We start from the raw sequence: 22,129 nt of genomic DNA on the forward strand, positions 1-22,129 counted from the left end.
TCATTGTCTGCACCGGTCTTCACCTAAGCCAGTCTTCCAACTCGATTCCTCTGTCGGTTTTTTCGTCGCGATACTTCACGATGACGGGTGTGTAGAGGGAAAGATTCCAGTCTTTCGCTTCGCCGGCGGCCGCCTTTCTCACGGCGCGCGAGCCGGGAACGACGACCGCATTCTCCGGAACTTCCAGTGGCGCATCGGCGGTCGCGCGGTAGACTTCGCCGCGGACTAAATCATAAAGCGGCGTCGAACGGGTCAGGATGGTTCCGGCGCCGAGCACGGCGCGAGCGCGCACCAGCGTGCCTTCGTAGATGCCGCAATTTCCGCCGACCAGAACGTCGTCTTCGATGATGACGGGGGCGGCGTTGATGGGTTCGAGGACTCCGCCGACTTGCGCGGCGGCGCTCAGGTGGACTCGCTTGCCGATCTGCGCGCAGGAGCCGACCAGAGCATGCGAGTCGACCATGGTGCCTTCGTCGACGTATGCGCCGACGTTGATGAACATAGGCGGCATGCAGATGACCGAGGGCGCCACGTAGGCGCCGGTGCGGACCGACGAGCCCCCGGGAACGACGCGGACTTTGTCCGCAATGGTGAATTGACGGACGGGGAAGGTGTCTTTATCGACGAAGGGCAGGCCCGCGGTCGAACTGGCGCCGCTCATGTCGGTCAGTTCGCCGAGACGAAAGCCGAGCAGAATGCCTTGCTTGACCCAGAGATTGACCGTCCAGCGGCCGTTCTTGTCGGCGGCGGATTTTTCGGCCGCGCGGATTTTGCCTTGCGTGAGCTGGTCGCGAAATTCGAGGAATACTCGTCGCGCTTCAGGATCGTGTTCGATTTCGCCCTGAGCGGCGAGCCGCTCGATGGAGGATTTCAGGGATGACATGTGCTGGAGAGTATAGAGGATTTGAGATTGGAGATTTCGGATTTCAGATCGAAAAACCGTGGAGCTGGTTGTCGACGCGGCTCGCGCGACGGGACTCGATCTGCAATCTGAAATCGAAATTGCTTTCGACGAAAAACAGGTCCCTCCACTGTGCTCGCGTTCGCTCGCTTCGGTCGGGATGACAAAACTTTATGGGCGCTCAAAGTCGTAGGTGAGGTGCGGCTCTTGAGGTGCGACGCCCGAGTCCCGAGGCCTGACGCCCGCTCTTCTACACGCACTTGCACTCGCTGCGGATCAGGACGCCGGTCATGGCGTGGGCGGTTTCGCGGGCCTGGGGCAACGTAGGGTAGGGGCCGTGCCAGCGCGCATGATTGGCATCGTGGCCGGCGGGGCGTCCTTTGCCTTGGCTGCACTGGCCGCAGGATCCGCGGTGCAGGACGATCTTGCGCGGTCCGGCGGCCCAGTTCTCGTAAATGAAAAAATCGGCGGCATCGGCGGCGTGAGCAGCGGGCCTGGCAATCAGGCCGAGGTCCGTGGCGACTTTTTGCAGACGCGAACGAGTGTCGCGGCGCATGGGCAAAAGGGGCAAGCGGTAGACCTCTTCGAGTTTGCCCATCATCGCGAGAACCGCCTTCACCGGAAGCGGACTCGATTCGATGAAGTTGGCTTGCATCAGTGGCAGATACTTGCGATGCAGACTGCGCGCGGTGTTCCAGTCGTTGGCGAGTGCGGCGCGGGTGAGCGTGGCCATTTCGCGCGGAATTTCGTTGCTGGCGACGGAAATGATGCCGACACCGCCGAGAGCGATTACCGGCAGCGTGACCGAATCGTCGCCGGAAAAAACGAGAAATGTTTCGGGGACGGCGTTGATGGCCTCGGCAATCTGCGTCATGTTGCCGCTGGCTTCTTTCACCGCGACAATGTTGGGAATCTCGGCGAGGCGCGCGAGCGTTGCGGGTTCCAGATTGGCGGCGGTGCGGCCGGGCACGTTGTAGAGGATTATGGGCTTGTCGCCTACCGCTTCGGCGATGGCCTTGAAATGGCGGTACTGGCCCTCCTGCGTGGGCTTGTTGTAATACGGATTGGCGGTGAGGATGTAGTCGACGCCGGGGCGAGCGGCGAGTTCTTTCGCTTTCTCAACGGCATCGTGCGTGGCGTTGGAGGTTGCGCCGGCGACGATGGGGACGCGTCCGGCGACGACTTCGATCGTCGTGTCGATCACGTAGAGCCACTCATCGTGGGTGAGCGTGGGCGTCTCGCCGGTGGTGCCGCAGGGAACCAGAAAGTCAATTCCGGATTCGATTTGCCATGCGACCAGATTGCGCAGGGCAGTGTCGTCGATGGAACCGTCCTGATGGAAGGGAGTGACGAGGGCGGTGCCGCAGCCACGAAGTTGCATAGGAATAAGATAGCGCGAATACCGGGTGAAGGAAAATGTCGAGGAGCTTTTGGAAGGTCGAGCCTTGCGCGACGGGATAGCCGAGGGCGGCTGTCCTCACATTTTTCATTTCGGTCTTCGAGGGTACGTTCCTACACTTCCCGCCAGATGTTTTTGAACTCGTAGAAGCCTTTTTTCCCGGTTAGCCACTCAGCGGCGCGGACGGCGCCTTCGGCGAAGCCGCGGCGGGATTTGGCGTCGTGGCAGAGATAGATGCGGTCGGCTTCGGACTCGAGGACAACCTCGTGCAGGCCGACGACGTCGCCTTCGCGAAAAGAAGTTATTTCCAAGTCTTCATCCTGGCCGCTGGCTTCGCGGATAACGTGTTGGAGCGCAATGGCGGTGCCGGAGGGAGCGTCTTGCTTGTGTACGTGATGGCGTTCAAAAATCTGTCCGGAATAATCGCGGCGGAGGGCGGCGGCGGCGGCGCGGGCGACGTCAAAGAAGAGATTGACGCCGATAGAAAAATTTGGGGAGTAAACGAATCCCGCGTTGTGCTGCTCGACTTGAGCGCGGACGCGATCGATCTTGTGGTACCACCCGGTCGTGCCGACGACCATGTTTTTGCCAGTCAGCACGCAGGCTTCGATGTTGGCGAGGACGCAGTGCGGGGTGGTGAAGTCGATGACGGCGTCGATATCGCGGAGCTCTTCGGGAGAAACCGCTGCGTCGCCCGCATTTTCCTTGGAACCGGCTACGCGAATATGATGTCGGCGCTCGGCGGCGACTTCGGCTACCAGCGATCCCGTCTTGCCGCGGCCTAGGATTAGGAAGTTCATGATTTGGGGAAAGCATCTAAAACGCAAAGTTCGTTAAGAAGAGCCGCAAAGTGCGCGAAGAAAGGGCAGCGGAGAATTTCCTTGCCTCCTTTGCGATATCTTAGCGTTCTTTGCGATCAAGCGCTTCGGTTTTTCTTAGGCGAGGACTTCTTAGGCGAAAACCTGCGGGTCCAGTTCCGAGAAAAACGTTTTGTGCAGGCGCTGGATTACGTCGGGGACTTCGTCTTCTTCGATCACGAAGGTCAGGTTGATTTCGGAGGCGCCTTGCGAGATCATGCGAATTTTTTTATCGGCCAGTTCGCGGAATACCAGCGCCGCGATTCCGGGCGTATCGCGCAGATTTTCGCCGACCAGGCATACGATGGCTTTGCGGCCTTCATATTTTACGTCGGCGAGTTTGGCGAGATCGGCGGCCAGCGCGGGGATCGCCTGATTGGAATCGACGGTAAGCGATACGCTGACTTCGGAAGTGGAGACTACGTCGACGGCGACCTTGTGGCGGTCGAAGGCTTCGAAGATGGACCGAAGGAATCCGTGAGCCAGCAGCATGCGGGCGGCGGCGACATTGACGATGGTGATGCGCTTCTTGGCGGCGATCGCCTTGAAGATATTTTTTCCCTGCGGGGCGCGCGTGGTGATGCGCGTGCCCTCGCACGACGGATTGCGCGAATTCAGTACGTAGACGGGAATATTTTTCTGGATCGCGGGCAGGACGGTTGCAGGGTGCAGGACTTTCGCGCCGAAGTAGGCGAGTTCGGCCGCCTCGTCGAAGCTGATGACCTTGATGCGGCGGGCGTCGGGACAAATTCTCGGGTCGGTGGTGAGAATGCCGTCGACGTCGGTCCAGATCTCGATGCGATCGGCGCCCAGGCCGGCGCCGAAAATCGCCGCCGAGAAATCGGAACCGCCGCGGCCGATCGTGGTTGTGATGCCGGCGCGATTGGCGCCGATGAAGCCGCCCATCACCGGCACCTGGCCCGATTGCAGCAGGGGCTGAACCCGTTCGAGAAGTTTGGCGTTGGTTTCTTCGTATTGCGGAACCGCCTGCATATAGGCGTTGTCGGTAACCAAGACGTCGCGGGAGTCGACATGGATTCCCTTCAGTCCGCGGGCGGCGAAGGCGGCGGCGACGATCCGGCTGGAAAGCATTTCGCCGAAGGCGGCGACGTGGTCGGTGGTGCGGGGCGTGATTTCGCCCACCGCGGAGATGCCCCGTAGTAGTTCGTCGAGCGCTTCGAAGTCGGAGCCGAGTTCGGAATGGAATTCGGTGAAGCGGGCCGTGCCCAGCAATTCGCTGGCGGTGTTGTAGTGGCGCTCCTGGAGCGAGCGGCAGAGTTTGAGCGCCGCTTTGCGCTCGCCTTCTCCGGCGGCTCGGGCCATGGTGAGCAGCGTGTCGGTGACTTTGGCCATGGCGCTGACTACAACGACGGGTTTTTGGGCGAGGCGTCCCTCGACGATGGAGGCGGCACGGTCGATGGCTTTCGCGTCCTCGACGGATGTTCCGCCGAACTTCATGACGATCATTGGCGTCGGTCCCGGGAGGAGCTTTCGATTCCGTGGCGATGCATCCGTGCGCGGGCGAGACGCCCCCGCGACAGCCGCCGGGACGGCGGCGCTACATCAATGTCAGCGTCGCGGTTAGTGCTTGCCGCGCAGATCATGCGATGTAGCCCTTGGCTTTTAGGAGTTCGGCATTGAGAACGGCGGCTCCGGCGGCTCCACGGATGGTGTTGTGCGAAAGCACGGTGAATTTCCAGTCGAGGACGCTGCAAGGGCGCAGGCGACCGATGGCGGTGGTCATGCCTGCGCCGAGATCGACGTCGAAACGCGGCTGCGGCCGATCGACGGCTTCGAGATAGATGATGGGGCGTTCGGGAGCGCTGGGCAATTTCAGTTCTTGCGGCTCGGCGCGATAGCCGTTCCAGGCGGAGATGATTTCCTGCGCCGTTGCCTTTTTCTTGAGGCGGATGGAAACGGATTCGGTGTGGCCATCTTCGACGGCGACGCGGTTGCATTGCGCGCTCATGGCGAAGGCGCCGGGAATTATTTTGGTGGCGTTCATCTGGCCGAGAAGCTTTTTAGTTTCCTCCTCCATTTTTTCTTCTTCGTTTTTGATGAAGGGAATGACATTGCCGAGAATGTCGAGGGAGGCGACGCCGGGATATCCCGCGCCGCTGACGGCTTGCATGGTTACGGCCATGACGGTCTCAAGCCCGAACTGCCGATGCAGAGGCGCGAGCGCGATCACGAGGCCGATGGCCGAGCAGTTGGGATTGGTGACGACGTAGCCGCCGGATTTCTTGCGCCAGGCTTGGGCGTCGATGAGCTTGATGTGGTTCGCGTTGACTTCGGGAATCACGAGAGGAACGTCTTGCTGCATACGCAGGGCGCTTGAATTAGAGATTACGGCGCAGCCGGCATCGGCGAAGCGAGGTTCCATTTCCGCCGCGATGGCGGAGTCGAGAGCGGCCACCACGATTTTCGGTGCGTCCTGGGGTGTGGCCGGTGAAACCTTCATGGCAGCGACGGCCGCAGGGATTGGGGTTTTCAAGCGCCAGCGCGCGGCCTCGGCGTAGACCTTCCCTTCCGAACGGTCGGACGCGGCCAGCCATGCCACCTCGAACCAGGGGTGATGTTCCAGGATCTGGATGAATCTTTGTCCGACGACGCCGGTGGCGCCGAGGATGCCAACAGGAATTTTGGGGGTCATAAGAATATGTGGAATTCTATAACAGCCGAGGGGGGCGGGGAGCGCGAATGCGGCTTTCATTGGTTACGAAAGAGGAATCGTCCGCGGAACGAACTAAACTGCGACGGAAAAAACTACGTCTGCCGCTAACGCCGTTACGAAGCGTGGCTTATGCGGCGCGGCCACGAGCCGTGCATTTTCTAAAACTCCAGAGATCGCTGCAATTGCCGATGAAGGATCTGGAGGGATTTCGCATGCCTGAGCTGCGGCAGAACTTTTTCACCAAGGAATGGGTCATCATCGCTACCGAACGGGCTAAGCGGCCTGAAGAGCTGGCCACTCATCGCAAAGTTGAGCCCGTGTCCGCGTTTGTGGAGAGCTGTCCATTTTGTCCGGGGAATGAGAGCAAGACACCGGTGGAAGTAACGCGGTCGCCGAATAACGGCGAGCCCTGGGCGGTGCGGGTGATCCCCAACAAGTTCGCGGCGCTGTCGAGCGAAGTGCAGCCCATGCGCAGTCTCCAGCATTTGCGGCGCCGGATCGAAGGTTTCGGCTTTCACGAAGTCATCATCGACAGTCCCGATCACTCGCGTTATATGGGACTGTTGCCCGACGCGCAGGTGGCGAACATACTGCGAGTCTACAAAGAGCGCTACAACGCGCTGAGCTTCGACCATCGCGTGAATCACATTACGATTTTCAAGAACCACGGGGCGGATGCGGGAGCGAGCATGCAGCATCCGCACTCACAGTTGATTGCAACGCCGGTGATTCCGAGTCAGGTGCGGCATCGGTTGCACGAAGCGCTGCGACACTACGACGACGTCGGAGAATGTATGTTCTGCCACATGGTGGAGCGCGAGATCGAAGACGCGACGCGCATCGTGATCAAGAGCGAGCGCTTTGTAGCGATGGAAGTGTTCGCGTCGGCTACACCCTTTGCCACACATATTTTTCCGCTGCGCCACATGGCCAGCTTTGGAGATATTTCCGAGATGGAGATTAACGATCTGGCGCGCGTTCTGCGGACGCTGCTGGCCAAGCTTTATGTGGGACTGGAGAATCCTGACCTGAATTTTACGGTGCGCAGCGGGCCGGCGGAATATTCCGGAGCTCGACATTTTCATTGGTATGTCAGCGTGATTCCGCGGCTGACCCGGGTGGCCGGATTCGAGCTGGGATCGGGCATGTTCATCAACACAGTTCTGCCGGAAGCGGCAGCGGAGTTCTTGCGGAAAGTCGCGGTGGAGAAAGTGGCGGCAGCGGGTGCGGCAGAGTAGAGGCGCGGCTTTCTCCGCTACTCCGAGCGATAACTCTTGATTAGTAGCGCGCGAATCCGTGGGCCCGGTTCGTCGAGTCGGTGAATGTGCCTACTATAACTCCCCCCTGGTTGATTGCATTTGGCAATGTCGAGGCCGCTCCCGGATAGGAAAAGCTTTCGAACTTCCCGCCGTTCAGAACAAATCCGACATCGCCCGAACTGGTTAGGTAATAACCGGTCATCCAGTCGAGATCGTTAATGCCGGCAACTTCCGTCTCCGTGTTCGGCCGGTAATCGACGGTGCGAAGCTGGCCTCCTGCACTCTTTGCGAAGCCGTTGATGAAGAACGAGGGAGAAACGTAATAACCGACTACAGTGTTCGAATTGTTAATTCCGAGCACGCCGGTGCGAATCGCGCCCGGGCCATTGATGCTCGAGAATCGGCCATCCGCCAGAGTGAATCCGTGAGAGTTGCCGGCGGCGTCCCAATAAAAACCGACGACAACGCCCGCGTTATTGATCGACATGGCTAGCGTGCTCGTCGCCCCAGGATAGTCGATCTGCGTGAATGTGCCCGAGGTATACACAAATCCGTGGTCGACATTGCTGGCGTCGACGAAATATCCGGAGATCGTGCCGGAGTCGTTGATTCCGGTTGCAATATTGAAAGTCGAGCCTGGATGAACGATATCGGTAAAGGTTCCGTTGGCGAGAAGAAATCCGCGGAGTTCTCCACTGCTGGTGGAATAATCGCCGACGAGATAACCAGCAGTGTTGACGCCGTACACCTCGGTGCTGGCGGAGTTCGGGACGGAGATCTCCTTGTAGGTTACGGCGAAGGCAGAGAGAGAATAACAAGCAATGAGGCACACGATTAGCGACAGGATACAGCGAGACATGCGGGATACTCCAGAATGAACGCTTTGGTCGCCTTTCCGATGCGGAAGGGATGGAATGTGGTTGTCGAGGAGCAGGCCGCACCCCTAGGCATTCCGCGCATTGCCTGCCGGTGTTCCGATAGCCTGCGTGCCCGGTATGTGCTTCCTGCCCCACCTCACTAGCGCCAGCAAAACGTCACCCAGGGCATATCCTTTTTTCGTGAGTTCATAGGAATAGCGCACAGGACGCTCCTGATACGCGGACTTCGCAACAATGCCTGCCGTTTCCAATTTCTTCAGCCGGTCCGCAAGAATATTCGTGGGAATACCCTCAAACGAGTTCTGCAGCTTTCCGTAGGTCGCTTTGCCGCCGAGCAGATCTCGGACCACAAGCAAAGACCACTTGTCGCCAACCAGGTCGAGCGTACAGGCGACCGCGCAGCGTGACCGCTCAAAACCTGGCGGTTCTGTTTTGTCTTCTATTCGGTGCAATTTTTTGTTAGGCCGAGTGACTTGCATACTGCAAGTCAGTATGCTACATTCCGAAGTAACTTGCAAAGTGCAAGTCACCACCAAAGAATCGAGGTTACTATGGCAAACGCCGTCGTTTCGCAAGTCAATCAGCCAACTATCCCGGCGGTCTCGGGTATAGGCACTCTCGTCGCTGTCGTTAGTTCAATCTGGTTCGGACTGGTCTTAATCCTGGGCGCATATGGCGCGTTCGTTACCCCAGCAGGGGCGCCGCCGCTTGCATTGCTGATCGGTCTAGTGGCTCCCCTGGCGCTCTTTCTCGTCGGGTATTGGACCATCCGATCCTTTCGCGAATTTGTTTTGTCTGCGGATCTTCGCCTCATTGTCGGAATGCAGGCATGGAGATGGGCGGGCTTCGGATTTCTCACGTTGTACACCTATAAAGTCTTGCCCGGAATCTTCGCCTGGCCGGCGGGGCTCGGCGATATGGCGATCGGCGCGACTGCCCCTTTGGTATTGGGAGCTCTTCTGCGCCGGCCTGAGTTTGCAGCAGGCAACAGATTCTTGGCCTGGAATATCTCTGGCATTTTGGACCTCACTGTCGCCGTAAGTATCGCGGCGATTGTCCCGTTGTTCGCTCCCCAGTTGTTAGGATCGGTCTCAACGGCTCCCATGACACAGCTTCCGTTGGTGCTGATTCCAACATTCTTAGTGCCGGTGTTTTTGATGCTGCACCTGACTGCGCTCTTCAAGGCGCAGAGTCTCGGCAGATAAGCGGTTAAAGCCAATTTTCAAATGGCGCGGCCCTTCGGGGCTGCCCACCCTTTTCGGATTCGGGAATCAGAGGTTGCCCCACCCTTGTCTCCGCGCACTTTGCGGAGACAGGGTGGGATTGCCGAGTGAGCCTACGAGGCCGAAGCAGCTCACCCTCCCGCAAGTTCCAATTCGGGAATGAAAAGCGTCCGAAGGTACGCCTGATAGTAGCCCGGCGTTTCAACGCCGGGTAAGCTGGACGGGATGAAGCTGCGTCCCGTAGGGACGCCTGAAATGGGGTCCGCGTGGCGCACACTTATATCTCCGATCTCGTGCATTGTGTTTTTTCGACCAAGCTCCGGCGTAATTTAATTACAGCGGAAGTGCAATCCGATCTGTGGGCCTTCGTCGGCGGCATCGCTCGGAAGAATGGATTCAAGGCGTTGATTGTCGGCGGGACGGAAAATCATTGTCATGCATTGTTGTCGTTACCTGCGACCATGCCGCTGGCAAAAGCCATACAACTCGTGAAAGGGGCTTCATCGCACTGGATGAACGTGAAGCACACCCGAGAGTTCGCGTGGCAGGAAGGGTACGGGGCGTTCACGGTGGGAATTTCGCAGAAGGACGATACGATTGCATACATCCGGTCTCAGGTGGAGCATCATCGCAAACGCACATTTGAAGAAGAATTTGTGGCGTTTTTGAAGAAGCACGGCGTGGAATACGATCCGCAGCACGTATGGGGATGATTCAGGCGTCCCTACGGGACGCGGTTCCGCGGCGTCGCCGTCTACCCGGCGTTGGAAACGCCGGGCTATTGTCAGACGGTCCCTCCGGGACCTGCGCCCGTGATAGCCAACGATATTTTCGAGCGAGAAGAGCGGAGCGCAGCGACGCGAAGGGTCCCAGAGGGACCACTGAAAATAGCCCACCAGTTCACTGGCGGCCCTGCGTCACCCCAGCACAAGAACCGTGTCCCGTAGGGACGCCTGAGCCGCACCCTTGGCTGTCAGCAGCATCGTTCGCACACAACGAAGACCGCGTTGTGTGTGAGCCACCTGCCAGTCCCACTGGCGGGGACGCCTGGTGCTATGCCGGGCGAACTGGTATTCTATGTTTCCGAAAGCCCACGCGGGCAACGTTTGCGTGAGACGCATTTCTAGGTAAATCCCTTCCTCCTTTCGCGTCTCCTCTCGATCCCACCAGCAGCAATTCACCGGGAGAGAGCGCAGAAAAAACCAAATACAAACATGCGGTCTTTAAGGAGGAAGACCATGATGATAATTTTAGTGTATTGGCAGATAAAGGAAGACAGGGTGGAAGAGTTCGAGAAGTACTGGAAGACGCTCATGAACGTGGAACTCAAGAAAGGTTTCTATCGGGAGATTCTCACGAAGCCCGTAGCTATGTCGGACCCGAAATTCAACACATTCAGCATTACCGACCGCAATTACCGTACGTATGTGAATATCGGCTTCTGGAGCACCGTCGAGGACTTTGAAAGAGCAGTTCAAGAAACGCTGCCCAAAGCATCTCAAACAACTGATCCCGCAAGCGGACGAACAAGGCAGGCTATCGAACTCGAACCCTTCGAGTTTAAGCTGCGTGAACGTATCGTTTTAACACCCATTTGGGAGCGTGGTGGTTCTCTGCCAAATGTTTCTGGTCTGGAAGATGGAGCGGTGGAGTCACTTTTGCCCGAAATGGCGGGATGAGTGAACGCTAGAGAATTCGTTGAAAAAAAGCCCCGCCTTTCGGCGGGGCTTCTCGGTTGCGTCTAGGTTTTTAGCGCCGAAGGCGCGTCTGCCTGGACGGCTAGTCCTAGTACATATCGCCCATGCCGCCGCCACCGTGTCCGCCTGGCGCCGGAGCTTCCTTCTTTTCGGGAATCTCCGCTACCAGGGCTTCGGTGGTGAGCATCAGGCTGGCGATCGATCCGGCATTTTGGAGCGCGGTGCGGACGACCTTCGTTGGGTCGAGCACGCCGGCTTTGACCAGATCTTCGTACTCGTTGGAGAAGGCGTTGTAGCCGTAGTTGGTTTCCTTCGCTTCGAGTACTTTGCCTAGAACTACGGCGCCTTCTTCGCCGGCGTTCTCGGCGATCATGCGCAGGGGTTCGGTGATGGCGCGCTTGACGATGTTGATGCCGATCTGTTCATCGCCTTCGGCCTTCACCTTTTCGAGGACGCTGGCGCAACGGGCCAGTGCCACGCCGCCGCCCGGGACAATTCCTTCTTCTACGGCTGCGCGGGTGGCGTGCATCGCGTCTTCCACACGGGCCTTCTTTTCCTTCATTTCGGTTTCGGTTGCGGCGCCGACTTTGATCACGGCTACGCCACCAACCAGCTTCGCCAACCGCTCCTGCAACTTCTCGCGGTCGTAGTCGCTGGTCGTCTTTTCCACCTGGCTGCGAATTTCCTTTACGCGGCCTTCGATCTCAGCGTGCTTGCCCTTGCCTTCGACCACCGTGGTGTTGTCTTTGTCGATGGTGATCTTCTTGGCCTGGCCGAGATCGCTGATCTGAACGTTCTCGAGCTTAATGCCCAAGTCTTCGGTGATGGCCTTTCCGCCGGTCAGGATTGCGATGTCCTGCAACATGGCCTTGCGGCGATCGCCGAAGCCGGGAGCCTTGACGGCCGCGACTTGCAGCGTTCCACGCAGTTTGTTGACGACGAGAGTGGCGAGCGCTTCGCCTTCCACGTCCTCTGCGATGATCAGGAGCGGCTTGCCGGACTTGGCAATCTGCTCGAGCAGCGGAAGAAGATCCTTCATCGAGCTGATCTTCTTTTCGTTGATCAGGATGTAGGCGTTCTCGAGGGCAACTTCCATGCGCTCGGGATCGGTGACGAAGTAGGGCGAGAGGTAGCCGCGGTCGAACTGCATGCCTTCGACAACTTCGAGCTGCGTCTCAAGAGTCTTGGATTCTTCGACGGTGATGACGCCGTCTTTGCCGACCTTCTTCATGGCCTCGGCGATGATTTTGCCGATGGTCTCGTCGTTGTTGGCGCTGATGGTGCCGACTTGGGCAATCATCTCGCCGGTGACGGGCTTCGACAGCTTGTCGATTTCGCCGTTGACGCGGTTGCCTTCTTTGTCGAGCTTGCCGGCGATGGTGGTGACGGCCTTCTCGATGCCGCGCTTCAGAGCCATGGGATTCGCGCCGGCGGCGACGGTCTTGACGCCTTCGCGGTAAATGGCCTGGGCGAGAACGGTGGCGGTAGTGGTTCCGTCGCCGGCGACGTCGGACGTCTTCGAGGCGACTTCGCGAACCATCTGTGCGCCCATGTTCTCGAGCGGGTCCTTCAGGTCAATTTCTTTGGCGACGGTGACGCCGTCTTTGGTGATGGTCGGCGAACCGAATTTCTTTTCGATGACTACGTTGCGACCCTTGGGGCCGAGGGTGACCTTCACGGCATCGGCCAGAAGGTTGACGCCGCGGAGGATCGCCTGACGGGATTCTTCTCCGTGAACGATGTGCTTTGCCATTGCTTGTCTCCTAATCTGATTTGCGCAGGATTGGCCTGCGGATTCTTGGGGTGGCTATCAGCTTTCGGCTTTGAGCTTCTAGCTGCTAGCTTCTAGCTAAATCGGGTCGTGGGTGTTAGGTTTTGGCTAACGACCGACGACTAACGACCAACGACATTTACTTGCGGCTGCCAGCAAGTTCCTTCTTAGCCGGGGTACTGGCGCCGGTCAGAATGCCGAGAACTTCTTCTTCTTTCATGATGATGTAGTCTTCGCCATCAATCTTGATCTCGGTGCCGGAGTATTTGCCGAACAGGATGCGGTCGCCTTCGTGGACGGCCAAGGGAAAAGTCTTGCCCTCGTCGTTGGTGCGGCCTTTGCCGGTGGAGATGACTTCGCCTTCCTGCGGTTTGTCCTTGGCCGAGTCGGGGATGATGATGCCGCCACGGGTGGTGGAAGCCTCTTCCACGCGACGGACCAGAATGCGGTCATGAAGCGGTGAAAATTTCGCCATGGTGTGCTACTCCTTTCAAGTAGTAGGCAGATTCGTCTGCCTGAGATATGCGTAAACGTATGATTTGGTTGGGTTAGGCAGCCGCTGTTAGCAGTTAAGCCTCACGAGTGCTAATTGTAGAGACGTAGGTGGAAGTTTGTCAAGAGGGACGGCTGAGTCAATGCTGGCATGCTTTCCTCAAAAGCGGTGGTGGCCCACACAAGCCCAAACCGGGAGTGATTGGAACACTGCCCTTGCAATTTCTTCTATCTAACTCAGCTAACGAATCGAACTGCCGCCCGCCTTCTTTAGCATCGATGATTCCGGAGAGAAAACCCATGTGATGGTATTGGTTTTCACCTTCGGCAACTCTTCCATTCTCTGCTCAGGAGCCTTGTCTGGATAATCAAATCGAATAACTTGAATTGAATATTTGCCTGGTTTGCTAATATCCCAACTCGTATCATTCGCACCAAATCCATCCAGGGTAATAACCCCACACAGGTTCCCGCCGGGAGCCAGGTCCCACAGGTGGCTGGCGTCAACGCCGCGGTCACCTCGATGGAAATTCTCGTCTCCTTCTTTTATTGTCCTCTTGCCCTTTTCATTCCATGGCACCGGTAATCCTTGGCTGTCACGAAGCGAAATTTCCTGTTCGAACGTGTAATTGTCGAGCTTGATCCTATGGTTCGAAATGTTGGTTTGGCATAGCCTCAATCCAAATCGACGATCCGTCGTGAGAGCTTCGTCCTGGCTGATAGTGATTACGAACGCTGGGTGCACCGGTGCCGACTCATTTACTTCGACGCGAATCGCATTTGACCTCACAGGAAGGTTCGTTGTCGGATCGTTCAACACTACCTGGATTGAATACAGTCCTGGGCTGCGAATGTCGCAAATTCCTCCGAGCACCCTCGTTTCTTCCACCATTTCGCCAGGTGGAAGAGGAACAAACGCAAAGTAGCCAGTAGGCAACTCCTCATGCTTGAAGATGGCTTGTCCTTCCTTTGTAAGCGCCACGGGATTGCCGTGCCCGTCTCGCACCTCCAATCCGAAGCCAAACTCATCCGGCTCCTTTGAAGTTGCGTCTTGGTTTTGGCCGTTCCAGACGGCAAGGTTGGCGCCCCGGCGCGAGAGGTTCTTCACCGAGATTTCAATCGGTATTTGCCAACCTGCACTGACCGACTCGAATGGTGAGGTGATCGCAATCGAAATCGTTGGGTTGCCTGGGCGCGAAGGTGGCGCGGATAGAGGAATCCGGAACGTCAGGATATTCGATTTCACTTCCATGCCGCTCGATTGGTCCATCCTGCGTGCTTGAACGGTGTAGTCGCCGGGTCGGCCGAGGTCGTAGATCCAGTTCAGCATTACGATCGGTCGTAATGCTTTGCCTGGCGCTAGCGGAGCGGAAAACACACTCGCTGTCAAGGGACCGTCATGAATTCTTTTTCCTAGTGGCGTTTCTGGAATCAGATTGCCGGCAGAGTCATGAAGGTCGATTTGAAACATCGACCACGCCGGCCATCCCGCGATAACGCCATAGGGGACGTCCTTATCGGATGTATTGGTCATGGCAATTTCCAACAACATTTCAGATTCCGCCCTGACGACGGGCGGCATACTGATAGCGATTGAAAACGCTGGCTGCTTGGGCGTAGCCGGCCCGGGCGAATGGGCAAAGCCTAGAGCGGATGTTGCGAGCGCCAATACGACTAGGTAGCAGTTCCGCATACGCTTCATCATCGACACCCTAAATTATCGACACCCAAATTGCGAGCAGCCGATACAACCTAGAGACACCGTGACACCCCTGATGAGACACCGTGACACCCCCGACCGTTCCCGATTCTCCGAGATAGCGAAGCTCGGGCCGCTCTTTTCGTGGTGGTTCTCATGAACAAAGCCCGGCCCCGATTTCCCGCTGAAATGTATGTGCGAAACCGTACTGATCTGTAGCCACAACCGCGCAGACGGAAAGTCCAGGCGGACGTATGATCAAAACATACGCAAGCTGAAAGGCGTTTTCCCAATGGCACAATCCATCGAAAGGAAAAAAGTCGACAGAGAAAAAGAGGAGCTGGTCGAATCCATCGGAGCATTTCTCTCCGCCATGTCTTCGGAACCAAAGCAACAACGCCGGTGCAAACGTTGCGGTGCGGTGATGCGATCGTTTGATGCAACAGTCCGGCTCGATGGCACCGATTCGGAATGGAACCTATGCCTACCTGTATGCCCTTGCGAACTGGCTCTACACCGACCGTTGGAGCAACTGAAAAAGGAGTGCACTGTGAATACTGAAGGAACCGCTTCTCCGATTCATAAGAGCTGGAGAGAACTCTATACGGCTGCGGTGTTTGAGACGGATAAAAGTAAGCTGTCGGAGCGCATTGCCCAGGCTGAGTGGGCCCTAACCCTGCGTTCTCGAGAGCTATTTCACGCCGGCAGCGAAAATCTGCGAGAACGTCAAGCGGTTGACGCAGCGATCTTCGCCCTGCACATCTTGCATACCACCACGGGGAATAAAGGAAGAAAAGCAGCTCTCGCAATGCGAGCGGCTTGAGCGATAGGTTGAAGAGACTCTTCTGTTATTTGTATGAGTTCGGAAAGAAGTGAAGACGGCTCACATTTTTTAGTCCCCACCCTGTCTCCGCAAAATTCGCGGAGACAAGGGGGTGGGGCAACCTCGATTCACGAATCCGAAAGCCTGGACTACCAGACCCAAAGGTTGTAGTTGTCGTAATAGACGTGGTTAGCGACGTTTGCGGCGTCGAAGTTATCGATCTCCTGTTGGACATTCACTGTCGTGGTGTACGACGACAGTTTGTCGGCGTTATAAGACCAGCCCAGATTGCTGAAGACCGTTGTTCCGTCGAAGACCAGGGTTTTGTAGGTGTAGCAGGGGACGCTGTTGGGACATCCGCTGCCGCTGGTGTTGAAAGCGACGTTCCACGAAAGGTGATGCCACTGTTGCGGCGTGATGGTGCAGGAACGCGAGGCTGATACCCAGCTATTCGTGTTCATGTCCCACACATACCAGGTTCCGGCGTCGGTCCCGTTCATCCGGCAGGCAACGCTTCCCTGGTATTCGTAGCCATACGAATCATAAAGATCAGGATCGAATTCAAGCTGCTGGAAGCCGTTGGACGGAGACGGCGCCGTGTAGAACCAGAAATCGTCGATCATATTTCCCACCGCTTCGCAGCCGCCGCTGGGGCATCCCAGATATTGGTAATACAGGATGTCGTAATAATAGTTGTTGGAAGCCGCATACTCCGCCATCGACGCGCCCGAAAGCGAAGGCGACGCTACGTCCTGAGTCAGACTGCTTGATCCGTTGCTGCAACCGGTGGGACAGTATGAGTCCCAGTGTCCAGGATCGTGAGCGGGATTCTGGAGATTCGGATAGGTTGGACTGGTCCAGCCTGATGGAGGGGTGGGTAGCGGGTTGGAGATGACCTTAACGTTCTGTGCCACATAGGAAGCATAAACGTTCCCGTTGCCGCTCTCGTAGGCCGTCACCGTCACCTGGTAAGTTCCAGTCGGAACATTGTTGAGGTTTACATCGAGGTATCCTCCCAGGCCCGTACTGCTTGAATAATATGAGGTGTTGCCGAAATACACTTGCCAACCGCCGACATTCCCCGTCGCGTGCGCGGAAACGGTGATCGGCAGGGTATAAGTCCCTCCGCTCGATGCCGGCAAATTGCCGGAAATGGTTATCTGGGCGATCGCGGGCATGGCCGCAAACACGAGGGACAGCAACGCTGTCCCGATGGAGAACTTACTAAGCGACGTCATCTTAACCTCCGAAACGGTATCAAAATTAGGATGGAGCGGCTTCGGCGAACTGCATGATTCCCAGAGGCCGGTCTTATGGCAGGTCTCACTGGCCGCGGGATTAGTTGGAATATCCTTCGGCGCGATGCCTAGGATCTAATTCGCGTAGACGAATAGCGGCGTTGCTTTCGATGCATTTCGTCGGGAAACCGTTCACCAAAGATTTCGTTTCATCCTTGGGTAAGAGCGTTTGTTCGGCCCGACGGGACATTGGGACATGACGAGGTGGCAGACAGGAGGACGGGGAGGTATAGCTTTGTTCGGCAAGTCGGTTGGTTGACGGGCGCAATCAGAAAGCCTGAATCGCAAAGGGCGCGAAGAAATTCCGCGAAGGGCGGGAAGAAGGGCTACTTTAATGAGACTTTGGCGAAAGCTTCCTAATGGATGAACTTATAGTCGACAATCGATGCGGCCAGCCCGCTATTTTCCTGCTCTGCTGCTGGCTCAGCGGTTGATGCATCTTTGGCGCGCATCACGCGGCCCTGGCAGACGACGTTGCTGTTCTTCTGTCCGGAAATTTCTTCCGGCATTTCAAAGACCATCTCGATGAGCGCGTTCACGGGAAGCTGCTGCGGGCCGTTGAAGAGCACACCGCTCTGACTGATGTTTTCGATGATTCCTTCGAACCAGGTGCTGGTCTTGTTGACGCGATAGCGCAGCGGAATGTCGAGTTTCAAGCGACGTGCCCGCGGCACCCACGACGGCCTTTTCTCGCGCGCATGGCTGCGCCGTGGGCCGGTTTCAGGCTTGGCGTGCTCCACGCGCTCGGTGCGGCGCATGGTGGTCCAGTCATACTTGTATTCCGCGGCGCAGAGCAGGCAGACCTGGTAGTAGTCGCCATCGTTGCCACGGCGCGGCCATGAAAATTCGTGCGAGCAGCGCCCAAGCATAAGCACATCCATGAATTTTTGAGCCATGTTGGATTCTTCTAATTCTTCCGGGCTGGGACCCGGAATGCATGCCCATCATCTCGCGAAGGACTGACTTTGGGTAGGTTACTTTCGTGCAACGTGTTCGTGCGGGAGCGTACATAAGTTGAATCGATGCAGACAGTTAGGTTGTGGAAGGTTTTAGCCTGCCGGTACCGCATGTATCATCGCTCCATGGACAGCGATTCCTCCTCGGATGTGGCCGCATTCATCCTTGCCGGAGGCAAAAGCACGCGCATGGGTACCGATAAGGCATTCGTTCCGCTCGACGGACGCACGCTGCTGACGCGGTCGCTGGAGTTGGCGCAGTCCGTCACTTCGAATGTGCGCATCGTGGGCGATCCCGCGAAGTTTGCGGCTTTCGCGCCGGTTGTCGATGACATTTTTCCTGGATGCGGGCCGCTGGGAGGAATTCACGCGGCGCTGCGGGCGTCGTCGGCGGAACTGAATTTGATGCTCGCCGTGGATGTGCCGTTTTTGTCGGCGGCGCTGTTAGAGTATTTGATCGGGCGGGCGCGGAATTCGCCGTCGGCGATTGTGACCGTTGCGCAGACAGAGCGGGGCTGGCAGCCCTTGTGCGCGGTTTATCGCCGAGAGTTTGCAGATGCGGCGGAGCAAGCTCTGCATGCAGGTCGCTATAAGATAGACGCATTGTTTGACGATTCGCGAACCCAGGTGGTTAGCGAAGACGAGTTGATAGCAGCAGGCTTTACGCCGACGATGTTTCGTAACTTGAATACGGCGGCGGATGTGGAGGAGGCTGGTGGAGAATTTGCCATGCATCCGTCAGGGGAAAATGCAGAGATCCTTCGCGGCAAACAACGCCGCTCAGGATGACAACGCTCCTGGAATCAGCGTGACAATGCTCTTGGAATCAGGATGACAACGCTGTAAGAAGTTGAGCATGCCCGAAGATCCCCAACCCGCGCCGTACATCGAATTCCGCGAGGTCTCCAAGGCCTTTGGGGACAATGTTGTGCTCGATCATGTCAGCTTCGACGTTCTCCCGGCGGAGACCGTGTGCATCCTGGGTCGCAGCGGTGTGGGGAAATCGGTGTCGCTGCATCACATCATGGGATTTCTTAAGCCGGACTCGGGACGCGTCATCGTTGCCGGCGAGGACATCACCGATTACAACGAGGATCAGCTTGAACTCATCCGCAAGAAAGTCACGATGGTGTTTCAGAATGGCGCGCTGTTCGACTCCCTGTCGGTGGGTGAGAATGTTGCGTTTCCGCTGCGCGAACACCAGGAACTGAGCGAAGAGCAGATTTATCAGATCGTCGATGGCCTGCTGCAAATGGTGGGCGTGCAGGAGATGCGCGACTTACTGCCCTCCGATCTTTCCACGGGCATGAAGCGCTCGGTGGCGATCGCGCGGGCGCTGGCGGCGCGGCCGGAATGCGTGCTCTATGATGAGCCGACCACGATGGTCGATCCCCTCATGGCGCAGTTGCTCGGCGACCTCATCAAGCGACTCAAAATTCAGCTGAACCTGACCAGCATCGTCGTGACCCATGATATGCGGCTTGCCAAGAAACTGGCCGAACGCGTTGTGTTTCTTCATGAGGGGCGCGCGATTTTCTTCGGACCGTACGCCGAGATGGAGAAATCGCCGCATCTCATCATTCAGGAATTTCTGGAACTCGACGAAATGAAACTGGAAGCGTGAATTTCTCGCCTTAAGCAGCGCGGCGTTTCGCCGGCTGTCGCGAGCGCGACTCGCGCTCGCAGCCGGAAGCTCGGTCTGATGCTGAGATGTTTTGTAATTTTCGCTCGCTGCCGGCGCGGTGGGCGAGACGCCCACCGGACAGCCGCCGGGACGGCGGCGCTACCAAACGGCGCCACATCTTTCGTTTAGAAGCCTTGCTGCACTAAGTCTTCGATCGTCAGCGAACTCTCTCGCGCTTCGCTTCGCATCATCTTGTCGACGTATTTTGCGATCAGGTCGGCTTCGAGATTCACGGGGTCGCCGGGTTTCAGCGAATGCAGATTCGTCATCTCGACGGTGTGCGGAATGATGGCGATGGTGCAGCGATTTCTTTCTAACTTCGCGACCGTCAAGCTGATGCCTTCGATCGAAATCGAGCCTTTGTAGGCGGTATATTTCTCGATCTCATCGGGCAGTTCGATCTGCAGCCACCAGTTGTCCGATTCGGCGATGCGATCGAGAGCGATGAGCTTGCCGACTCCGTCTATGTGGCCCTGCACGATGTGGCCTCCGAAACGGCCGCCGGCTTTCATGGGCAGTTCGAGATTCACCAGCGCGCCTTCGTGGATGCGGGAGAACGATGTGCGCACCCAGGTTTCGGGCGCGAGGTCGGCGCAGAAGGTTCCTTCCTTGATGTCGAGTGCGGTCAGGCAGACTCCGCTGACGGCTACGCTGTCGCCACTCTTCAGTTCTTTCGGTATATTCTTGGCGGCTACGGTGATGCGGCGGTTTTCGCCCCGCTGCTCGATGCGGGTGATGTACCCAACTTCTTCGACGATGCCGGTAAACATGAGGGCCTCCGAGATGAAACTAACATCATAAACCCGCAATGAAGTCACCACGGAGGCACAGAGTCACAGAGTAGCAATGTAGTTTGCCGTGGCGACGCAATTTGGCTTACGCTCAGAGGCTGGTTAAGCGGGAGATCCTTCGCTGCGCCTGAAAAACGGCTCCGCTCAGGATGGCAAGCGTCGTCTTGCGCCTCGGTTTTGAAAACGCCTTTATTCGCCGTAGGGATCGCGCAAGTATCCTTCTACTGCGAAATCTTCGCCGAAGCGATGGAGGTGGACGTTCTTGACCTGCGCGGCCTGGCTCATGTGGTGGAATCCGGCTCCGGAGGCGAAGGGAATCGAGCCTGTCCCGGCAAGAATCCTGGGAGCGTAATACAGGAAGACCTTGTCGACGGCGTTGGCTGCGAGGGCGGTCCAGTTGACGATTGCTCCGCCTTCGATCATGACCGAGTTCATTTCTAACTGGCCGAGGCGCCGAAGAATAGCGGTGAGATCCGGGCGTCCGTCGGGACTAGCGGCGGGAACGGTCTCCACACGAATTCCAAGTTGCTCAAGTTCGACTTTTTTCTGCGGGTCGGCGGAGGAGCAGAAGACCAGCACATCATCTTTTCGTTCGGCAGCGGCGTTGCGAACGATTCTGGAATCGAGCGGCAGGCGGAGGCGCGAATCGAGAATCACGCGGAGCAGAGAGCGTCGGCGCGGCCTCCCGCTGCGATCGGTGAGCAGGGGATTGTCGGAAAGAATTGTGCCTGCGCCAACCATGAGCGCGTCGTTCTCGTGCCGCAATTCCTGCACGTGGGCGCGGGCGACTTCGCTGGTCACCCATCCGCCGGGGGGAACTCCTTCGGCTCGGTTTAATTCTTCGGCTGGCGGCGGCGCGATTTTGCCGTCGAGCGTCATGGCGGCTTTCAGAGTTACCAGTGGCGTGCCGTGGCGGATGTAGCGGGCGAAGGCTTCATTCAGGCGACGAGCTTCTTCTTCCAAGGCTCCGACTTCGACTTGCACGCCAGCGGTGCGCAGTTTCTCGAATCCGAGTCCGCTTACTTTTGGATTGGGATCGGGCATGGACGCGACTACGCGGTGAATTCCTGCCGCGATCAGCGCGTCGGTACATGGTGGGGTGCGGCCTTGATGCGCATGCGGTTCGAGGTTGATGTAGAGCGTTCCGCCGCGGGCTTTCGCGCCGGCCGCTTCCAGGGCGAGGATTTCGGCGTGCTTTACGCCTGCGTATGTATAAATTCCGGTGCCGGCTACGTTGCCATTGGCGTCGGCAATCAGCGCTCCTACATAGGGATTCGGCGAGGCAAGGCCGATGCCTTGGCGGGCGAGTTCGAGCGCTTGCTTAAGATGGCGATCGTCGGCTGGGCGTGCGGGCATTCAGGGAGAGGCTATCACGTGTTCCAACTGTGCTTGTAGAGCAAAAGCCTCGCCGCAAAGGACGCTAAGAAAATCCGCAAAGGACGCGAAGAAAAACCACGAACTACTAACTTCGCCGCGGAGGAAAGCTCCGATACGAGTCTTCTTCGATCTCGGCTACTGCGGCACCGCTGCGTCCTTTCGGGCCGCGGCGCAACGGCGCCATCGCATAGGCGTAGGGATCGCCCGGCGGGGTAGAGGGTTTCACGCCGAGAAGGCGCTTTAGAAAATCCAATGCAATTCGCAGTCGCGAACGTTTCTGTTCATCCCGCATAGATACTCCTAAAAAGCGGTCAGTGGTCAGTGTCGAATGGTCAGCGGCAGACTTTACT

Annotated in this window: 22 protein-coding genes; 7 read left to right on the forward strand and 15 right to left on the reverse strand. The window is 57.5% G+C overall.

What is annotated here, in order from left to right:
• Positions 1-19: 19 nt before the first annotated feature.
• The 5 genes from VGM18_19150 to asd all read right to left on the reverse strand — a co-directional run bounded on the left by VGM18_19150 (position 20) and on the right by asd (position 5,810).
• Positions 20-883 (reverse strand): 2,3,4,5-tetrahydropyridine-2,6-dicarboxylate N-succinyltransferase, encoded by an 864-nt coding sequence (locus tag VGM18_19150; GenBank protein HEY3975132.1) that lies wholly within the window; start codon positions 881-883, stop codon positions 20-22.
• A gap of 268 nt (positions 884-1,151) precedes the next feature.
• Complete coding sequence (dapA, locus tag VGM18_19155) at positions 1,152-2,282, reverse strand: 4-hydroxy-tetrahydrodipicolinate synthase (GenBank protein ID HEY3975133.1); 1,131 nt, start codon at positions 2,280-2,282, stop codon at positions 1,152-1,154.
• Between the two features lie 131 nt (positions 2,283-2,413).
• Complete coding sequence (locus VGM18_19160; protein HEY3975134.1) at positions 2,414-3,100, reverse strand: dihydrodipicolinate reductase C-terminal domain-containing protein; 687 nt, start codon at positions 3,098-3,100, stop codon at positions 2,414-2,416.
• A 150-nt stretch (positions 3,101-3,250) separates the two neighbouring features.
• Complete coding sequence (gene lysC, locus VGM18_19165; GenBank protein ID HEY3975135.1) at positions 3,251-4,624, reverse strand: lysine-sensitive aspartokinase 3; 1,374 nt, start codon at positions 4,622-4,624, stop codon at positions 3,251-3,253.
• 133 nt (positions 4,625-4,757) lie between these two features.
• On the reverse strand, positions 4,758-5,810 hold the full coding sequence (gene asd / locus VGM18_19170; protein ID HEY3975136.1) for an aspartate-semialdehyde dehydrogenase: 1,053 nt from the start codon (positions 5,808-5,810) through the stop codon (positions 4,758-4,760).
• Between the two features lie 233 nt (positions 5,811-6,043).
• Between asd and galT the strand changes: the two genes are divergently transcribed.
• Complete coding sequence (gene galT, locus VGM18_19175; GenBank protein HEY3975137.1) at positions 6,044-7,069, forward strand: galactose-1-phosphate uridylyltransferase; 1,026 nt, start codon at positions 6,044-6,046, stop codon at positions 7,067-7,069.
• 40 nt (positions 7,070-7,109) lie between these two features.
• Here the strand turns inward: galT and VGM18_19180 are convergent, their stop codons facing one another.
• Together VGM18_19180 and VGM18_19185 are read right to left on the reverse strand one after the other, a co-directional pair.
• The gene (locus VGM18_19180; GenBank protein ID HEY3975138.1) at positions 7,110-7,949 is read right to left on the reverse strand and encodes a hypothetical protein; all 840 of its coding nucleotides are present in this window, start codon (positions 7,947-7,949) and stop codon (positions 7,110-7,112) included.
• 84 nt (positions 7,950-8,033) lie between these two features.
• Positions 8,034-8,447, reverse strand: a complete 414-nt coding sequence (locus VGM18_19185) for a helix-turn-helix domain-containing protein (protein ID HEY3975139.1) — start codon at positions 8,445-8,447, stop codon at positions 8,034-8,036.
• 72 nt (positions 8,448-8,519) lie between these two features.
• Between VGM18_19185 and VGM18_19190 the strand changes: the two genes are divergently transcribed.
• The 3 genes from VGM18_19190 to VGM18_19200 all read left to right on the forward strand — a co-directional run bounded on the left by VGM18_19190 (position 8,520) and on the right by VGM18_19200 (position 10,870).
• On the forward strand, positions 8,520-9,173 hold the full coding sequence (locus VGM18_19190; protein HEY3975140.1) for a hypothetical protein: 654 nt from the start codon (positions 8,520-8,522) through the stop codon (positions 9,171-9,173).
• Positions 9,174-9,457: 284 nt separating this feature from the next.
• Positions 9,458-9,904, forward strand: coding sequence for an IS200/IS605 family transposase (tnpA, locus tag VGM18_19195; protein HEY3975141.1), 447 nt, complete (start codon positions 9,458-9,460; stop codon positions 9,902-9,904).
• A 525-nt stretch (positions 9,905-10,429) separates the two neighbouring features.
• A complete protein-coding gene (locus tag VGM18_19200; GenBank protein HEY3975142.1) occupies positions 10,430-10,870 on the forward strand; it encodes a hypothetical protein in 441 nt (146 codons plus the stop codon).
• A 106-nt stretch (positions 10,871-10,976) separates the two neighbouring features.
• Here VGM18_19200 and groL read toward each other — a convergent pair whose 3' ends face one another.
• The 3 genes from groL to VGM18_19215 form a co-directional block, all read right to left on the reverse strand.
• Positions 10,977-12,641, reverse strand: coding sequence for a chaperonin GroEL (gene groL / locus VGM18_19205; protein HEY3975143.1), 1,665 nt, complete (start codon positions 12,639-12,641; stop codon positions 10,977-10,979).
• 157 nt (positions 12,642-12,798) lie between these two features.
• Complete coding sequence (locus VGM18_19210) at positions 12,799-13,134, reverse strand: co-chaperone GroES (protein ID HEY3975144.1); 336 nt, start codon at positions 13,132-13,134, stop codon at positions 12,799-12,801.
• Between the two features lie 258 nt (positions 13,135-13,392).
• Complete coding sequence (locus VGM18_19215) at positions 13,393-14,733, reverse strand: hypothetical protein (protein HEY3975145.1); 1,341 nt, start codon at positions 14,731-14,733, stop codon at positions 13,393-13,395.
• Positions 14,734-15,142: 409 nt separating this feature from the next.
• Here VGM18_19215 and VGM18_19220 point away from each other — a divergent pair, with 409 nt between their 5' ends.
• Positions 15,143-15,673, forward strand: a complete 531-nt coding sequence (locus VGM18_19220) for a hypothetical protein (protein ID HEY3975146.1) — start codon at positions 15,143-15,145, stop codon at positions 15,671-15,673.
• A 149-nt stretch (positions 15,674-15,822) separates the two neighbouring features.
• Here the strand turns inward: VGM18_19220 and VGM18_19225 are convergent, their stop codons facing one another.
• Together VGM18_19225 and VGM18_19230 are read right to left on the reverse strand one after the other, a co-directional pair.
• Entirely contained in the window at positions 15,823-16,911 is a 1,089-nt protein-coding gene (locus VGM18_19225; GenBank protein ID HEY3975147.1) for a hypothetical protein, read from the reverse strand.
• 416 nt (positions 16,912-17,327) lie between these two features.
• Complete coding sequence (locus VGM18_19230; protein ID HEY3975148.1) at positions 17,328-17,867, reverse strand: PilZ domain-containing protein; 540 nt, start codon at positions 17,865-17,867, stop codon at positions 17,328-17,330.
• 186 nt (positions 17,868-18,053) lie between these two features.
• Here VGM18_19230 and VGM18_19235 point away from each other — a divergent pair, with 186 nt between their 5' ends.
• Both VGM18_19235 and VGM18_19240 read left to right on the forward strand, forming a co-directional pair.
• Complete coding sequence (locus VGM18_19235; protein ID HEY3975149.1) at positions 18,054-18,716, forward strand: molybdenum cofactor guanylyltransferase; 663 nt, start codon at positions 18,054-18,056, stop codon at positions 18,714-18,716.
• A 67-nt stretch (positions 18,717-18,783) separates the two neighbouring features.
• Positions 18,784-19,551 carry an ATP-binding cassette domain-containing protein gene (locus VGM18_19240; GenBank protein HEY3975150.1) on the forward strand — a complete coding sequence of 256 codons (768 nt, stop codon included), beginning with the start codon at positions 18,784-18,786 and terminating at the stop codon, positions 19,549-19,551.
• A gap of 185 nt (positions 19,552-19,736) precedes the next feature.
• Here VGM18_19240 and VGM18_19245 read toward each other — a convergent pair whose 3' ends face one another.
• From VGM18_19245 to VGM18_19255, 3 genes are all read right to left on the reverse strand, one after another.
• Positions 19,737-20,381 (reverse strand): riboflavin synthase, encoded by a 645-nt coding sequence (locus VGM18_19245; protein ID HEY3975151.1) that lies wholly within the window; start codon positions 20,379-20,381, stop codon positions 19,737-19,739.
• 210 nt (positions 20,382-20,591) lie between these two features.
• Positions 20,592-21,758 (reverse strand): bifunctional diaminohydroxyphosphoribosylaminopyrimidine deaminase/5-amino-6-(5-phosphoribosylamino)uracil reductase RibD, encoded by a 1,167-nt coding sequence (ribD, locus tag VGM18_19250; GenBank protein ID HEY3975152.1) that lies wholly within the window; start codon positions 21,756-21,758, stop codon positions 20,592-20,594.
• A gap of 106 nt (positions 21,759-21,864) precedes the next feature.
• The gene (locus VGM18_19255; GenBank protein ID HEY3975153.1) at positions 21,865-22,071 is read right to left on the reverse strand and encodes a hypothetical protein; all 207 of its coding nucleotides are present in this window, start codon (positions 22,069-22,071) and stop codon (positions 21,865-21,867) included.
• Between the last annotated feature and the right edge of the window lie 58 nt (positions 22,072-22,129).

Source organism: Candidatus Sulfotelmatobacter sp., from assembly GCA_036500765.1.
In the GTDB taxonomy this organism is placed as follows: domain Bacteria; phylum Acidobacteriota; class Terriglobia; order Terriglobales; family Acidobacteriaceae; genus Sulfotelmatobacter.

What these genes read in the sequence shown, in the direction of transcription:
- VGM18_19150 (HEY3975132.1), bottom strand. Translation starts at nt 883, where the DNA reads ATGTCATCCCTGAAATCCTCCATCGAGCGGCTCGCCGCTCAGGGCGAA.
- dapA (HEY3975133.1), bottom strand. Translation starts at nt 2,282, where the DNA reads ATGCAACTTCGTGGCTGCGGCACCGCCCTCGTCACTCCCTTCCATCAG.
- VGM18_19160 (HEY3975134.1), bottom strand. Translation starts at nt 3,100, where the DNA reads ATGAACTTCCTAATCCTAGGCCGCGGCAAGACGGGATCGCTGGTAGCC.
- lysC (HEY3975135.1), bottom strand. Translation starts at nt 4,624, where the DNA reads ATGATCGTCATGAAGTTCGGCGGAACATCCGTCGAGGACGCGAAAGCC.
- asd (HEY3975136.1), bottom strand. Translation starts at nt 5,810, where the DNA reads ATGACCCCCAAAATTCCTGTTGGCATCCTCGGCGCCACCGGCGTCGTC.
- galT (HEY3975137.1), top strand. Translation starts at nt 6,044, where the DNA reads ATGCCTGAGCTGCGGCAGAACTTTTTCACCAAGGAATGGGTCATCATC.
- VGM18_19180 (HEY3975138.1), bottom strand. Translation starts at nt 7,949, where the DNA reads ATGTCTCGCTGTATCCTGTCGCTAATCGTGTGCCTCATTGCTTGTTAT.
- VGM18_19185 (HEY3975139.1), bottom strand. Translation starts at nt 8,447, where the DNA reads ATGCAAGTCACTCGGCCTAACAAAAAATTGCACCGAATAGAAGACAAA.
- VGM18_19190 (HEY3975140.1), top strand. Translation starts at nt 8,520, where the DNA reads ATGGCAAACGCCGTCGTTTCGCAAGTCAATCAGCCAACTATCCCGGCG.
- VGM18_19200 (HEY3975142.1), top strand. Translation starts at nt 10,430, where the DNA reads ATGATGATAATTTTAGTGTATTGGCAGATAAAGGAAGACAGGGTGGAA.
- groL (HEY3975143.1), bottom strand. Translation starts at nt 12,641, where the DNA reads ATGGCAAAGCACATCGTTCACGGAGAAGAATCCCGTCAGGCGATCCTC.
- VGM18_19210 (HEY3975144.1), bottom strand. Translation starts at nt 13,134, where the DNA reads ATGGCGAAATTTTCACCGCTTCATGACCGCATTCTGGTCCGTCGCGTG.
- VGM18_19215 (HEY3975145.1), bottom strand. Translation starts at nt 14,733, where the DNA reads ATGCCGCCCGTCGTCAGGGCGGAATCTGAAATGTTGTTGGAAATTGCC.
- VGM18_19220 (HEY3975146.1), top strand. Translation starts at nt 15,143, where the DNA reads ATGGCACAATCCATCGAAAGGAAAAAAGTCGACAGAGAAAAAGAGGAG.
- VGM18_19225 (HEY3975147.1), bottom strand. Translation starts at nt 16,911, where the DNA reads ATGACGTCGCTTAGTAAGTTCTCCATCGGGACAGCGTTGCTGTCCCTC.
- VGM18_19230 (HEY3975148.1), bottom strand. Translation starts at nt 17,867, where the DNA reads ATGGCTCAAAAATTCATGGATGTGCTTATGCTTGGGCGCTGCTCGCAC.
- VGM18_19235 (HEY3975149.1), top strand. Translation starts at nt 18,054, where the DNA reads ATGGACAGCGATTCCTCCTCGGATGTGGCCGCATTCATCCTTGCCGGA.
- VGM18_19240 (HEY3975150.1), top strand. Translation starts at nt 18,784, where the DNA reads ATGCCCGAAGATCCCCAACCCGCGCCGTACATCGAATTCCGCGAGGTC.
- VGM18_19245 (HEY3975151.1), bottom strand. Translation starts at nt 20,381, where the DNA reads ATGTTTACCGGCATCGTCGAAGAAGTTGGGTACATCACCCGCATCGAG.
- ribD (HEY3975152.1), bottom strand. Translation starts at nt 21,758, where the DNA reads ATGCCCGCACGCCCAGCCGACGATCGCCATCTTAAGCAAGCGCTCGAA.
- VGM18_19255 (HEY3975153.1), bottom strand. Translation starts at nt 22,071, where the DNA reads ATGCGGGATGAACAGAAACGTTCGCGACTGCGAATTGCATTGGATTTT.